Raw genomic sequence first — 13682 nt, 5'->3', positions numbered from 1 at the left:
CACGACCGGCAACATCACAACCGGCAGTACGAACACCGAACGGTTGAGCGGATCGATCGAACTATCGGGTCACCAGTACGGCAAAGCGGAAAATCGAGTAGTCCGAATCTATCGAGACACCCCCCGTCACGAAATTCACGACATCAACGTCTCCACCTGCCTGCGTGGAGATTTCGCCGACGCGTACCTCACCGGTGATCAATCGAAGGTTCTGCCGACCGACACGCAGAAACAAACGGCCTACTCCTACGCCAAGGAAAAGGGTCTGATCTCGATCGAGACGTACGGACTCGAACTCGCCCGTCATTTCGTCGACGACATCGAACCGGTCAGTGGCGCGCGGATCGAGATCGAGGAATACGCCTGGGAGCGTGCGATTGTCGACGGCAGCGAGCACGACTACACCTGGATTCGGAAGGGTCAGGAAGTTCGGACGGCGTCGATCACCATCGCCGATACCGGGACATGGGTGATCGGCGGCCTGAAGGACCTGGTGATCCTCAAATCGACCGGTAGTGAGTTCTCGGGTTTTCTCGAAGATCCGTACACCGTTCTCGAGCCGACCGACGACCGCGTCATGGCGACGACGTTGGTCGCCCAGTGGCGATTCGTCACCACCGACGTCGACTGGGAATCGGTCTACACGGGCATCAAGGCACAGATCGTCAAGCAGTTCGCACAGGTACATTCACTTGCCCTGCAGCAGACGCTCTTCCACATCGGCAAGGCAATCCTCGAGGAATTCCCGATCATCGCGGAGGTTCGACTGTCCGCACCCAACAAGCATCATTTCGAATATGCACTCGGCCGCTTCGGAGTGGAGAACGACAACGAGGTGTTCCACGCTGCAGATCGTCCGTACGGCCTGATCCAAGCTGCGGTCAGCCGATCCGACGCACCAGACGCGGGACCGTCGTGGACCACCTACGCCGGTTGGTTGTCGTGACCGAATCAGCTCTCGGGGCAACACTCGTCGTGGCGGGCGCTCATGTGGTCACGATGGACGGCGACCGCTCCGAGTACTCCGACGGCTATGTGGTGATCTCGGGCAACAAGATCGTCGACGTCGGCGCCGGAACGCCACCCGAATACCCGGGTGCGCAAGTGATCGACGGGAGTGGTTGCCTGATCACGCCGGGTCTGGTCAACACACATCATCATCTCTACCAATGGATCACCCGAGGCCTGGCCGCGGACTCGACGCTTTTCGAGTGGCTGACCACCCTGTACCCCGTCTGGGCGGGTATCGACGCCGACGCCGTCCACGTGGCGGCCACCGGCGGCCTCACGTGGTTGGCGAAAACCGGATGTACGACCACCACCGACCACCACTACGTCGTTCCCCGCGACGCCGGCGACGTTTTCGAGGCCGAGATCACCGCGGCTGCGCAGGTCGGCCTTCGATTCCACCCGTGCCGTGGGTCGATGGATCTCGGCCAGAGTTCCGGCGGCCTGCCACCGGATCACGTCGTGGAAAAACTCGATGACATCCTGACCGGCACGCAGTCGGTGATCGACCGTTGGCACGACCCGAATCCCGGATCGATGCTGCAGATCGCGGTAGCTCCCTGCTCACCCTTCTCGGTGACGGAGGCATTGCTCCGCGAGTCCGCGACGCTGGCCCGCGAAAACGGCGTGCGTATGCACACGCATCTGGCCGAGACACTGGACGAGGAGAGATTCTGCCGCGAGCATTTCGGTTGCACGCCGGTCGAATACATGGAACGAGTCGGCTGGGTGGGCCCGGACGTCTGGTACGCCCACGCAGTCCATCTCGACGACGCCGGTATCGAGACGATGGCGCGAACCGGAACTGCGGCGGCGCACTGCCCGACCTCCAATGCGCGCCTGGGAGCCGGTATCGCCCGTGCCGCCGATCTGGTGAACGGCGGGGTCACCGTGGGGCTCGGCGTGGACGGCGCGGCGAGCAATGAAGCTTGCAGCCTGATCGAGGAGTCTCGTCATGCACTTCTGTTTGCTCGCGCGAAGGGCGGACCGCAGACGATGACGGTGCGAAAAGCCTTGGAATTGGGAACGATCGACGGCGCACGAGTTCTGGGCCGCGAGGGCGAAATCGGATCGATCGAGGTCGAAAAACTTGCCGACCTGGCGGTGTGGAAACTCGACACCGTCGCGCATGCCGGCATCACCGATCCGGTGGCGGCGCTCGTACTCGGCTCGACTCCCCCGCTGAAGTTACTGCTCGTCAACGGGCGAATCGTAGTTGCCGACGGACGAGTCACCACCGTCGACGAGGACGTCGTGGCCTCGGATGTCGCACGCGCACACCGCGATCTACTCGGAAAGGCTTGAGGTCGCGATGGACCTGCACAGCGTCGACGAAGTTCTGGTGCCGCGGACCCGCGCCGAACTCCCCTGTGCGTCACCCGGCATCGGGTTCATCGGTGGCGGCACCTGGCTGTACTCGGAACCGCAGCCGCACCTGACCACCCTTGTCGACCTTGCGGGCTTCGACTGGGAAGCTGTGGCGGTCGGCGATCTCGGTCTCGAGATCGCGGCCACCTGCACCATCGAGGAACTGTGCCGCGCCGAACTTCCCGCATCCTGGCGCGCCGCAGCGCTGTTCCAACACTGCGCTGACGCACTGCTCGCATCGTGGAAGGTGTTGCGATACGCGACAGTCGGCGGCAACATCGCGCTCTCCTTCCCTGCCGGAGCGATGACGACTCTGTGTACCGCTCTCGATGCCGAACTGACGATCTGGCGTCCGGACGGTACCGAATACTCGTTCCCCGTAGTCGATTTCGTTATCGACGATTCTCGAAACGTACTCAGGTCCGGCGAGATCATCCGCAGTATTCGGATTCCCGTGCATGCATTGACTGCACGTACCGCGATGCGAAAGCTGGCTCAGACGTCACTCGGGCGATCGGCCGTAGCCGTGGCCGGACGCTGCGGCGCCGACGGTTTCACGCTGGCGATCACCGCCGCGACCCGCCGTCCGTACGCTCTCAAATTCGACGAACTCCCCGACGCCACTGCACTTGCGGATGCGTTGCGCAGCAGGATTCCGGAAGACGCCTACTTCACCGATGTCCATGGAACTGCGCCGTGGCGGAAGGCGATGACCGAGCTTCTTGCCGAAGAAATCCGAGGTGAACTGGAATGAAGTACTCGGTGGACGGAGTTCCGCGCGACGACCAGCCCCGCCCAGGACAGTGCCTGCGAACTTTCCTCCGCGAGCACGGAGCGAACTCCGTCAAGAAGGGGTGCGATGCCGGAGACTGCGGCGCCTGCTCGGTGCTGGTCGACGGACACCCCACCCATTCGTGCATATTTCCCGCCCATCGCATCGACGGCCGCGACGTCGTCACCGCCTCCGGTCTCGGAACACCGGAGAAACTTCACCCCATTCAACAGGCATTCGTGGACGCGGGCGGATTCCAATGCGGTTTCTGTACAGCGGGAATGGTAGTCACCGCATCAGCGTTGTCGGTCGAGCAAAAATCCGATCTCGCGTGCTCGATGAAAGGTAACCTGTGCCGCTGCACCGGTTATCGGTCCATTCGTGACGCTCTCGCCGGTACATCCAATACGGAGACTGCCAAAATAGGCGGGGCACAAGGGCGTTCGATCGCAGCACCGGCGTCCGCGCGCATCGTCACGGGAACCGAGCAGTACACCATGGACTTCTCCCCGGGTGAGAAGCCGGTCGACCTGCTTCACGTCGCAGTACTCGGCAGTCCGCACGCACACGCACACATAAGCCGGATAGACACGGCAGCAGCCGAAGCGGCGCCGGGCGTCACCGCGGTCCTCACTTTTCATGACAGTCCGGACGTGCTGTTCTCGACCGCCCGGCACGAGGACCGCAACGACGATCCGGACGACACGCGCGTGTTCGACAGCACCCTCCGTTTCCGCGGCCAGCGCGTAGCCGCGGTCATCGCCGAAACCCCGACGCAGGCGGAACGTGCACTCTCGCTGATCGAAGTCGACTATGAGGTACGCGACGCGGTATTCGAACCAGATCTGGCGCGTTCCCCCGGCGCTCCACTCCTGCACGGCGACAAGGACGAGAGCTCGCGGATCGCCGAGGCCCCCCGCAACGTGGTTGCCGCGCTTCACGATGGCGTCGGCGATCTGGACCGTGCGCTCGCAGATGCGACTGCAGTCGTCGAAGGTACGTGGAAAACTGCGCGAGTCCAGCACGTGGCCTTGGAAACTCACGGCGCAGTGGGGTGGCTCGACGAGGAGGGCCGTCTCGCCATCAGAAGCAGCACACAGGTGCCGTTTCTGGTTCGGGACGAATTGGCCCACATCTTCGATCTCGATCGCAGCCGAATCCGGGTGTTCGCAAAACGGGTAGGCGGGGGTTTCGGCGGGAAGCAGGAATTACTCACCGAGGATCTGGTCGCACTGGCCGTCTTGAAGACCGGCAAGCCCGTAGCCTACGAGTTCAGCCGAAGCGATCAGTTCACCATCGCACCGTCACGGCATCCGATGCGAGTATCGGTGCGTGCGGGAGCCGACGCCGACGGAACTCTCACTGCGCTCGCTATCGACGTGCTTTCCGACGCGGGGGCGTACGGGAACCATTCGATCGGAGTCATGTTCCATGGGTGCGCCGAATCCATGGCGGTCTATCGCGCTGCGACCAAACGCGTCGACGCCGAAGCGGTCTACACGAACAACGTTCCCTCCGGGGCCTTTCGTGGTTACGGGCTCGGCCAGATCATCTTCGCCGTCGAGTCGGCCATGGATCAGCTCGCGGATCGTCTCGGCATGGACCCCTTCGAGTTTCGGCGGCGCAACGTCGTCGTTCCCGGAGACGATTTTGTCGACTGGCACGTCGAGGACGGTGATCTCGAGTTCGGCAGCTATGGGCTGGACCAGTGCATCGACCTCGTCGACAGTGCACTGTCAAGCGGACGCGGAGAGGCTGCACCGACTGGGTCGCGTTGGCGGATCGGTCGGGGCATGGCAATTGCCATGATCGCGACGATCCCGCCGCGTGGTCACTTCTCCGACACCACCGTCGCGCTCGAGGCCGACGGTCGGTACGTCGTGAACATCGGCACCGCTGAGTTCGGCAACGGAACCACTACGATTCACCAACAGATCGCGGCCACCGAATTGCGGACGACAGTCGATCGCATCACGATTGTTCAATCCGACACCGATGCCGGCGGATACGACACCGGAGCGTTCGGGTCGACGGGAACGGTGGTCGCCGGAAAGGCGCTCCTGATCGCCTGCGAGCGCCTTCGCGAGCGGATACTGACCCGTGCGGTGCGATCGAGCGGTCGCGGCGCGCAGATCGACGACCTTTCGCCGGACGGTGTCGAAACGTCCCACGGTTTCCTCGATTTCGCGACGCTACTCGAAGGTGGCCCGCTCGCCGCTGACGGTCGCCACGACGGGACACCGCGCTCGGTCTCGTTCAACGTTCACGGTTTTCGCGTTGCCGTCGACACGAACACCGGCCGGGTGAAGATCCTGCAGTCGGTTCAGGCCGCCGATGCCGGCACCGTCATGAACCCGGCACAACTGCGAGGGCAGGTGGAAGGCGGTGTGGGACAAGCGCTCGGCGCTGCGCTGTCGGAGGAGATCGTCATCGAAGAAGGTCGGGTGATCAATCCGCAGTTGCGCAATTATCACGTTCCCCAGATCGGGGATCTGCCGATCACCGAAGTAATGTTTGCCGACACGTACGACAAGCTCGGGCCTTTCGGCGCGAAATCGATGAGTGAGGCCCCCTTCAATCCTGTAGCACCGGCGTTGGCAAACGCGATTGCCAACGCGTGTGGAGTGCGTATGTACTCCACACCGATGTCACCGGATCGAGTGTGGGAACAGCTGCAGAGGCCCTAGGTCTCGCGTGCGAGCACGCGCTCGACCGCGTCGACCGCGTCGTCCAGCTCACTGGTGGTCACCGTCAGCGCGGGCCGGAATCTGATTCCCCTCTTCCCGGTGGGCAGTATCATCACGTGCTCGTCTTCACGCAGTCGCTGTACGACGCGATCGCGAAGGTCACTGTCTTCCAGAGTGATCGCGCACATGAGGCCACGACCGCGCGGCTCGGTTGCCGCCGCGTACCGCCCGCAGACTTCGGTCAACCGGGCAAGGAGATGCGCACCCGTGAATCGCACGCGGTCGATCAGTCGGTCCTGCTCGACGACTTCGAGTATCCGCCGGGCACGAACCATGTCGGTGAGGTTGCCACCCCACGTCGAATTGATCCGAGAACTGACGTGAAACACGTTGTCATGCACTTCATCCACGCGCCCGCCGGCCATGATTCCGCACACCTGCGTTTTCTTGCCGAACGCCACCACATCCGGACTCAGACCCAATTGTTGGTAGGCCCAGGCAGTTCCGGTGATTCCGCAACCGGTCTGTACTTCGTCGAGAATGAAGAGGGCGTCGTTTTCGTGGCACAACTCCTGCATCGCCTGCAGAAATTCCGGCCTGAGGTGATGGTCGCCGCCCTCGCCCTGGATCGGTTCGGCGATAAAACAGGCAATGTCGTCGGGGTTGTCAGCAAAAGCTCGGCGCGCTTGATCGAGAGCTTGCCTCTCCGCAGCTTCGACATCGCGGCCGTCTGCCAGGTACGGCGAGTCGATACGTGGCCAGTCGAACTTGGGGAATCGCGCGACCTTGCCCGGTTCGGTGTTGGTGAGCGACATCGTGTAACCACTGCGGCCGTGAAAAGCCTCGGTCAGGTGCAGGACCTTTGTCCCCAGATCTGCTGACAACCCGCGGCTTTCGTTCCACCGACTCTTCCAGTCGAAGGCAACCTTGAGTGCATTTTCCACCGCCAGGGCTCCGCCGTCGACGAAGAACAAGTGTGGGAGTGCCGAATCCCCCAGTACCCGAGCGAAAGCCGCAACAAAGCGCGCCATGGGTTCGGTGTAGATGTCGGAGTTACTCGGCTTGTTGGAGGCCACGACAGCCAACTCCTGTTGAAACTCCTCGTCGCCTGCGATCGCAGGGTGATTCATACCCAGGGCCGAAGAGCCGAAGAAACCGAACATGTCCAGATACTCGGTTCCGTCTCGCAGGTCACGGAGATAGGAACCCCGCGACCCTTCGACGTCGAGAATCAGATCGAATCCGTCGACGAGGATGCTGGCCTTCAACACGTCGTAGACCGGAAAGAGCGCACTGTCACCGAAGTCTCGCATCGCAGTACTCATACGCGAAGGCTATGTCAATTTTCCGGGAGTGTCGATAGAGGACCGTAAAAGTTATTGAACAAGCGTCATTCGTCGTAAAAAGTTTGTAGGATGATGGTGCTTCGTGTGTTGACGTTGGCTGCCGTACGGATCTCCTGCAGCAATCGCTCCAACGCCCGAGGTGACGCCACCCGGACCAGGAGGACGTAGCTTTCGCTCCCGGCTACCGAGTGACACGAGACGACCGCCGGCAGATGACGCAAGCGGGCAGGCGCATCGTCGGGCTGCGAGGGATCGAGAGGAGTGATGGCGACAAATGCGGACAGATTGTGACCGAGTGCCTCCGGATCGATCTTCGCGGAGTACCCACGGATCACCTTGCGAGATTCCAAACGACGCACTCGCGACTGGACTGCGGAGATCGAGAGTCCAGCCTTCTCAGCAAGACTCGCGAGAGTGGCACGGCCGTCCAAGACCAATTCACGCATCAAGAGTCGATCGGTTTCGTCGACCGGAACACCGGCAACGTCACTGGTTTCTGTTTCTCGCACCTGCGCAGGCTAACGCAATCGGACATCCGTATGGTTGAAACCTGGGAGCTACGTGCACGGTTCGCAGCGGCCCTCGCCAAGATGTATGGCGACGAGGTCCCCGCTTACAACACCTTGGTAGATGTAACGATGCAGGTGAACCGTGATTTTGCCGCCGAACATCCGGATTCTGCGGAGCGCCTGGGCAGCCTGGCGAGAGTCAGCGCCGAGCGTCACGGCGCCATCAGACTGGGGACTCTCGACGAACTACGTGACGTAGCCACCGTCTTCGGCGGATTCGGTATGTTTCCGGTCGGCTATTACGACCTCCGGCTCACCGACTCCCCCATTCCCGTTGTCTCGACGGCATTTCGCCCCACCGATCCCGCCGAACTCGCCCAGAACCCGTTCCGCGTTTTCACCTCGGTGCTGACCAGTTCCGATTCCAGGTTCTTCGACACCGACCTCGAGCGTCGGATCACCAGGTTCCTGCGTCGCCGGACCCTGTTCTCTCCCGAACTTCTGCAGTGGGCACGGCAATCGAGTCGCGAGGGCGGGCTGACGGAGCCCGAGGCGACACAGTTCGTCGATGCAGCGACCTCGGCGTTTCGGCTCGGCACCGATCCCATCGACGCGGGCTGGTACCGCGAACTCGCCGCAATCTCGCCGGTCGCTGCAGACATTGCGGGGCAGGGCTCGACCCACGTCAATCACCTCACCCCGCGAGTGCTCGACATCGACGAGTTGTACCGCCGCATGACCGAGCGCGGTATCACCATGATCGACCGCATCCAAGGCCCGCCGAGATGGAGCGGACCACCACTACTTCTGCGGCAGACGTCGTTTCGTGCATTGGCCGAAGACAGACTCTTCCGTCAGCACGACGGATCGGTCACCACTGAGCCCGTCCGCGTCAGATTCGGCGAGGTGGAGGCACGCGGAATCGCGTTGACCCGCAGCGGGCGAGCGATCTACGACCGACTGATCGCCACGCCCGAGGACGCCGATTGGGACAGCGAATTTCCGCACTCCGAAAGCGAACTCGATGCCGCGGGGTTGGCGTACTTCACGTACCGAAACGAAGGAACTGTTGTCGTCCGCGACCCGATCGTCTACGAGGACTTCCTACCTGCCTCCGCGGCCGGGATCTTCGCATCCAATCTCGATTCCGTGACCGGATTCGTTTCCGATGCGCCCGGCGCCGAATACGGGCAGGATCGATTGGAGGGCGCCATCGACCGCACCATCGAAGATCCGTTCGAGCTGTACCGCGCACAACAAGAGGCGTCACGTGCCGTGCTGCCTCCCGCCCACAACAACAGAGGACTCCCCAGTGAACCTGCCTGATTCTTCGAGCCTCGCCGATCGCGCCGAAAGCGCCCTTGCCGCGTGCGGTGTCGAGTGGCCCGCCGGCGACCTGAGCGCACGAACCCCCATCACCGGTACGCAACTGCGTACCGTTCGGCAGCACTCCGGTAGAGAAGTCGACGACGCCGTCGACGCGGCGCATCGCGCGTTCCTCACCTGGCGCACCGTCCCCGCTCCGGCGCGCGGCGCGGTCGTGCGCCGGCTGGGCAGCCTACTGACCGAGCACAAGGATGACCTCGCGGAAATCGTGACGTTGGAGGCCGGGAAGGTCACCTCGGAGGCTCTCGGCGAGGTACAGGAGATGATCGACATCTGCGAGTTCGCCGTCGGTCTCTCCCGGCAGCTCTACGGACGCACCATGCCGTCCGAGCGTCCCGGACACCGGTTGACGGAAACGTGGCACCCTCTCGGCGTTGTCGGAGTCATCTCCGCGTTCAACTTTCCCGTCGCGGTGTGGTCGTGGAATACCGCCATTGCTCTCGTGTGCGGCGACGCCGTCGTCTGGAAGCCTTCGGAAACCACTCCGTTGACCGCGCTGGCATGTGACGCGCTCCTGCGACGCGCGCTCGCGGATTGTCAAGCACCGATCGACGTTCACCAGTTGGTCGTCGGCGGACGTGACGTCGGTGAGGCTCTCGTGGACAACCCACTCGTGGCCTTGGTCAGCGCCACCGGTTCCGTGAGGATGGGCCGCGCCGTGGCTCCGCGGGTCGCCGAGCGCTTCGGACGAAGTCTCCTGGAACTGGGTGGAAACAACGCCGCAGTCGTCACGCCGTCGGCGGATCTCGAGCTTGCCGTGCGCGGAATTGTCTTCTCCGCCGCTGGAACTGCCGGGCAGCGCTGCACCTCACTGCGCCGGCTCATCGTTCACGAGTCGATCGCCGACAACGTCGTCGACCGCGTTGCGTCCGCGTACGCGCAACTCCAGGTCGGTAGTCCCTTCGATTCCGGTGTTCTGGTCGGGCCGCTGATCAACGAAGCCGCGTTCGAGACGATGCAGAAATCGCTCTCGGCCGCACGCGCGGACGGCGGAACTGTGGTGTGTGGCGGGGACCGCGTCGGCGATTCCGGGTTCTACGTGACACCTGCCCTCGTTCGTATGCCCGCACAGACCGAGGTGGTGCGGGCGGAGACTTTTGCACCCATCCTCTACGTCTTGACCTACACCGACTTCGACGACGCCATTGCGCTGCACAACGGCGTACCTCAAGGACTTTCGTCCTCGATCTTCACACTCGACCAGCGAGAAGCAGAGCGCTTCCTCGCCGCCGACGGCTCCGATTGCGGCATCGCGAACGTGAACATCGGAACGTCCGGTGCGGAGATCGGCGGCGCATTCGGCGGGGAGAAGGAGACTGGCGGCGGACGCGAATCGGGTTCGGATTCGTGGAAGGCATACATGCGCCGAGCCACCAATACCGTCAATTACTCGGACCAGCTTCCGCTGGCTCAAGGGGTCGAGTTCGGCTGAACACCTGCCGGGCGAAATCGGTGATCGCGTCGATCAACTCCGGGAGCGCCGACAACTGCGGTGCATGGTCGGTGCCCAGGCTGACCACCTGGGCACCGGGGACAAGTCTCTGCATGGCGCGTTGAGCCTCGATCGGCACGGTTCGATCCAGCGTGCATTCGACATACAACCTCGGCACGGTTCCGAATCGCTCTTCCGTCCAGACCGGTGCCATCAGGCGGGCTGACTCCAGTTGTGGAACGAGCATGCGCGCGGCGAAGATCGCATCAGCCACCGGCGCTTCGTGGAAGAACACAGCGGCGCCGGCTTCGGGCGGTATCACCGTCGCATCCCCGTCGTCGGCGGGGACCAACCAACGTGAGATCCCGACCGGACTTTCCAGACCGAGTTCGATGCAGAGCATCCCGAAGTCCGTCTGCGATGGAAGCATCATCCCTGCGACGTACACAAGACCCGTTACCCGCGAAGGCAGCAACTCAGCCACCTGTGAGGCCACGATGCCACCGCCGGAGTGACCGACGAGGGCGCACTGCCCGTCCAAGGACTCGACAACTGCCACAACATGTTCGGCAACGACATCGAGATCGATCACGTCGTCTGAGTTCCAACTTCCCGAGCCGGGAAGCTCCACCACAACAGGATTGAAGCCGGCCGATTTCAGTGGGCCACACACACGATCCCAGACCCAACCGCCGGCCCATGCTCCGTGGATCAGGACGATGTTCCGTGCACTCACTGCTTGACCTCGAGCTCTGCAGCCGAAAGTACCCGAGCCGCCTCACGACCTGCGGCGGCGTTGGACTTCCCCTGCCTCGACCCGGCCAATTTGGCCTTGATGTGATCGCGAACGGTAATGGGTTCGTACTCCAAGCCGGAGTCGTCCTGAAAACTCGGCAAGGTCGCAATCACCGCGTCGACGTTTCCGTCATGGAAGAAGGCCGCCGATCGCCGGCGCTTGATGGTGCCGTTCACCACCGGAGGCGCAACTCGGTGCAGCGTGGACATCCACCTGTCGTTGGTCAGTCGCGCGGTGAGATCCCCGAGGTTGACCAGTAGCGCGCCGTCGTGCGGCCAGACATCGTGCCAGCGTCGGTCGCTCCCGAGTACTTGCAAACCTTCGACCTGATCCGCCCACAGCACGGTGACCAGCCCGAAATCGGTATGTTCGCCCATCCCCTTCAACTCACCGTCCAACGTCACCGTCCCTTCGGGTAACGCGTAGTTGTTCATCCGCAGTACGTCGATGGAGTGGTCGGTGATCGACTCGAAGAATCCTGGGGTCAGCCCGAGCGCGTCTTCGAAAATGGTGGTCAGTGTGCGTGCCACCCGCTCGCCATGGGCGTAGTAATTCTCCACCCGCGCCGTGAAACCAGACACTGCGGGCCACAGGTTGATTCCGTAATCGTCCTCCGACAGTTCGAGTTCGGTGAATGATCGGGCTTCGGTTCCGACGTTGAAGGCCTCGAAAAAGTCGTTCATTCTGGTCGCGGATTCGACGCCGAGGCTCAGGCTCAGCGACTCACTCTTGGGCGGGCTGTACCCACGATTCGCGCCCTCGATTCGGTAGCCCGACTTCGTCTCCATCGGCAGCCCGAAGAAGTCGTCCATCGCTTCGGCGAGGCCGGAAGAAACAGCGGCCGGAACACCGTGGCCCCGAATCTGCATGAAACCTACAGTCCGACAAGCATGGTCGACTTCGGCAGCCACTCGCGCCTTGTCCTGGTCGGCACCACCGAGCACGTAAGGCGAGATGTCGACGACGGGCACTTCGAAGGGATCAGACTGGGACTGTGACACTGGCGTCTCCTGCAGAGCTGGTGGCGGGTTCAGATTTTGCAGTGGCATGGAGGCTCTCTCGCGATCGCCTCGCGAGTTCACCGAGTCGGGTGTGATTGAACAGCAGATTGAGCGAAAAGGCCGAGGCCGCAGCCAAGGTGATGCCGCTACCGAGGAGGATCTGAGCCGAGGAGGGGAATCGCTCGAACATCCCTTCCGCAAATTCCGGAAGAATACCGATCCCCACCGATACAGCGGCGATCGTGGTGTTGATCGGGTCGCTGAGATCGACCTTGCGCAGCGTGTTGATTCCGACCACGGCGACAGTGGAGAACAAGATGATTCCGACGCCGCCGACCACCGGATCAGGCAGGGCTGCAACCACTTCACCCATTCGCGGGATGAGGCCGAGGACGATCAGAATGGCACCGCTGGTAGCGGTCACGTACCGGCTGTACACCCGGGTCGTGGCAACGGCGCCGACATTCTGCGAGAAAACGGTGTCGACAAAGGCATTGAAGATTCCGCCCAGAACTCCCGACATCCCGTCGGCCACCAGCCCTCGTGCGAGATCTGCTTTCTTCAAAGGCTTTCCGGTGATCTCGCTGACCGCCAGCATGCTCGCCGTCGACTCTGCGAAGACGACTGCCATGACGATACTCATCGCCACCACGGCGGTGACGGGAAACTCCGGAGCGCCGAAGTGGAACGGCATCGGGAAGCCCACCCAGGCCGAGCCGCCGACGCCACTCAGATCGATCAGGCCCATCGGGATGGCGATCACGGTGCCGATCACAAGCGCCATCAGTACACCGAGCTGCGTCCACATCCCGCGGCCGAGGCAGATGAAGGCCACCGCGACCACAACGACTGCGGCAGCCAGCGCCAGATTCTTCGGGTCGGCGAACGACGGGGAGGTGGGGTCGTTTCCGACGATCAGTCCTCCTGCGACACCGATCAACGAGATGCCGATCACTGTGAGGACGACGCCGGTAACCAGGGGTGGGAAGTATCGGACGATCTTGGCGAACGGCACGGCCAAGGCAATGCCGACTACGCCACCGACCAGCATGGACCCGTACACCGCCTGCAGGCCGTACTCCTTGGCGATCAGAATCATCGGCGTCAGCCCGGCGAAGGTCGCCCCGCAGACGATCGGCAGCCGGACACCGGCGACCTTCCCGACGCCCAGGCTCTGAATGATCGTGATGATGCCTGCAACGAGCAAGTCCGCGCTGATCAGCATCGCGACTGTGCTGCGGTCCAGCCCTACGGCGGCACCGAAAACCAGCGGAACCGTGATGCAGCCGGTGTACATGATGAGGACGTGCTGAAGAGCAAAAGCAGACTGGCGGGCAAATGGGAGCCGCTGGTCGACAGGATGGATGGCCATGCGCC

11 protein-coding genes are annotated in these 13682 nt (G+C 62.7%); 6 read left to right on the top strand and 5 right to left on the bottom strand.

Features of this window, described 5'->3' with window-relative positions; all coding sequences use genetic code 11:
• Positions 1 to 43: 43 nt before the first annotated feature.
• Genes pucL through AOT96_RS20910 form a run of 4 tightly spaced genes read left to right on the top strand, consistent with a single transcriptional unit; the run spans position 44 to position 5835 of the window.
• A complete protein-coding gene (gene pucL / locus AOT96_RS20925; RefSeq protein WP_065352890.1) occupies positions 44 to 946 on the top strand; it encodes a factor-independent urate hydroxylase in 903 nt (300 codons plus the stop codon).
• 53 nt (positions 947 to 999) lie between these two features.
• Entirely contained in the window at positions 1000 to 2313 is a 1314-nt protein-coding gene (locus tag AOT96_RS20920; protein WP_231917462.1) for an 8-oxoguanine deaminase, read from the top strand.
• A 7-nt stretch (positions 2314 to 2320) separates the two neighbouring features.
• The gene (locus AOT96_RS20915) at positions 2321 to 3130 is read left to right on the top strand and encodes an FAD binding domain-containing protein (protein ID WP_030535037.1); all 810 of its coding nucleotides are present in this window, start codon (positions 2321 to 2323) and stop codon (positions 3128 to 3130) included.
• Positions 3127 to 5835, top strand: a complete 2709-nt coding sequence (locus AOT96_RS20910) for a molybdopterin-dependent oxidoreductase (RefSeq protein ID WP_065352215.1) — start codon at positions 3127 to 3129, stop codon at positions 5833 to 5835. Before AOT96_RS20915 ends, AOT96_RS20910 begins: the two co-directional genes overlap by 4 nt.
• Here AOT96_RS20910 and lat read toward each other — a convergent pair.
• The gene (gene lat / locus AOT96_RS20905) at positions 5832 to 7160 is read right to left on the bottom strand and encodes an L-lysine 6-transaminase (protein WP_047271731.1); all 1329 of its coding nucleotides are present in this window, start codon (positions 7158 to 7160) and stop codon (positions 5832 to 5834) included. The two genes, AOT96_RS20910 and lat, sit on opposite strands and share 4 nt — an antisense overlap.
• A gap of 65 nt (positions 7161 to 7225) precedes the next feature.
• Positions 7226 to 7690, bottom strand: coding sequence for an Lrp/AsnC family transcriptional regulator (locus tag AOT96_RS20900; protein ID WP_003940830.1), 465 nt, complete (start codon positions 7688 to 7690; stop codon positions 7226 to 7228).
• Positions 7691 to 7720: 30 nt separating this feature from the next.
• Between AOT96_RS20900 and hglS the strand changes: the two genes are divergently transcribed.
• Together hglS and amaB are read left to right on the top strand one after the other, a co-directional pair.
• Complete coding sequence (gene hglS / locus AOT96_RS20895) at positions 7721 to 9016, top strand: 2-oxoadipate dioxygenase/decarboxylase (RefSeq protein WP_030535040.1); 1296 nt, start codon at positions 7721 to 7723, stop codon at positions 9014 to 9016.
• Positions 9003 to 10508, top strand: a complete 1506-nt coding sequence (gene amaB / locus AOT96_RS20890; protein WP_042922141.1) for an L-piperidine-6-carboxylate dehydrogenase — start codon at positions 9003 to 9005, stop codon at positions 10506 to 10508. The genes hglS and amaB overlap by 14 nt, the downstream gene beginning before the upstream one ends.
• Here the strand turns inward: amaB and AOT96_RS20885 are convergent.
• The 3 genes from AOT96_RS20885 to AOT96_RS20875 are packed head-to-tail and all read right to left on the bottom strand — an operon-like array spanning position 10459 to position 13677.
• Positions 10459 to 11244, bottom strand: a complete 786-nt coding sequence (locus tag AOT96_RS20885) for an alpha/beta fold hydrolase (RefSeq protein WP_064074931.1) — start codon at positions 11242 to 11244, stop codon at positions 10459 to 10461. The genes amaB and AOT96_RS20885 overlap by 50 nt on opposite strands.
• Positions 11241 to 12305, bottom strand: coding sequence for an isopenicillin N synthase family dioxygenase (locus AOT96_RS20880; RefSeq protein WP_065352214.1), 1065 nt, complete (start codon positions 12303 to 12305; stop codon positions 11241 to 11243). The genes AOT96_RS20885 and AOT96_RS20880 overlap by 4 nt, the downstream gene beginning before the upstream one ends.
• Entirely contained in the window at positions 12286 to 13677 is a 1392-nt protein-coding gene (locus AOT96_RS20875; RefSeq protein ID WP_007727244.1) for a uracil-xanthine permease family protein, read from the bottom strand. Before AOT96_RS20875 ends, AOT96_RS20880 begins: the two co-directional genes overlap by 20 nt.
• Positions 13678 to 13682 lie beyond the last annotated feature (5 nt).

This window comes from Rhodococcus sp. 008, from assembly GCF_001682295.1.
GTDB lineage: Bacteria > Actinomycetota > Actinomycetes > Mycobacteriales > Mycobacteriaceae > Rhodococcus_F > Rhodococcus_F qingshengii.
The sequence above is the reverse complement of the archived record's forward strand: the minus strand, read 5'-3'. Positions and strand labels throughout refer to the sequence as shown.

What these genes read in the sequence shown, in the direction of transcription:
- hglS (WP_030535040.1), top strand. Translation starts at nt 7,721, where the DNA reads ATGGTTGAAACCTGGGAGCTACGTGCACGGTTCGCAGCGGCCCTCGCC.
- lat (WP_047271731.1), bottom strand. Translation starts at nt 7,160, where the DNA reads ATGAGTACTGCGATGCGAGACTTCGGTGACAGTGCGCTCTTTCCGGTC.
- AOT96_RS20910 (WP_065352215.1), top strand. Translation starts at nt 3,127, where the DNA reads ATGAAGTACTCGGTGGACGGAGTTCCGCGCGACGACCAGCCCCGCCCA.
- AOT96_RS20920 (WP_231917462.1), top strand. Translation starts at nt 1,000, where the DNA reads ATGGACGGCGACCGCTCCGAGTACTCCGACGGCTATGTGGTGATCTCG.
- AOT96_RS20875 (WP_007727244.1), bottom strand. Translation starts at nt 13,677, where the DNA reads ATGGCCATCCATCCTGTCGACCAGCGGCTCCCATTTGCCCGCCAGTCT.
- AOT96_RS20915 (WP_030535037.1), top strand. Translation starts at nt 2,321, where the DNA reads ATGGACCTGCACAGCGTCGACGAAGTTCTGGTGCCGCGGACCCGCGCC.